This is a genomic window from Streptomyces cahuitamycinicus (assembly GCF_002891435.1).
In the GTDB taxonomy this organism is placed as follows: domain Bacteria; phylum Actinomycetota; class Actinomycetes; order Streptomycetales; family Streptomycetaceae; genus Streptomyces; species Streptomyces cahuitamycinicus.
The window spans coordinates 1-462 of sequence record NZ_POUC01000973.1; the positions used below are offsets into that span (position 1 = coordinate 1).

Sequence of the window (462 nt, forward strand, 5' to 3'; positions counted from 1 at the left end):
GCCAACCTCTCACTCGCCGCGCTCGCCCACCCCCTAGGCGGCCTCGACACCGTCTTCTACGACCAGCGCCCCACCTTCGGCTGGCACCCCGGCCTGCTCATCGAAGGCGCCACCATCCAGGTCCCGTTCCTCGCCGACCTGGTGTCCCTCACCGACCCCACCAGCCCCTGGACCTTCCTCAACTACCTCAGGTCCCGCGAACGGCTCTTCCCCTTCTACTTCGCCGAGCGCCTCCACATCCAGCGCGCCGAATACGACGCCTACTGCCGCTGGGTCAGCGAAAACCTCCCCGGCCTGCACTTCGGCCACCAGATCGACGCCGTCCGCTGGAACCCCGAACGCGACGTCTTCGAGGTCGACTTCACCCAGCTCGACACCGAAGGAGAAGCAGAAGCCCTCGGCCGGACCTACGCACGCAACGTCGTCCTCGGCATCGGCACCGAGCCCTACGTCCCCGACCCC

Annotated in this window: 1 protein-coding gene; it reads left to right on the forward strand. The window is 68.0% G+C overall.

What is annotated here, in order from left to right; all coding sequences use genetic code 11:
• The coding region (locus C1J00_RS44145; RefSeq protein ID WP_146046441.1) for a SidA/IucD/PvdA family monooxygenase at positions 1 to 462 on the forward strand (462 nt) is incomplete at both ends.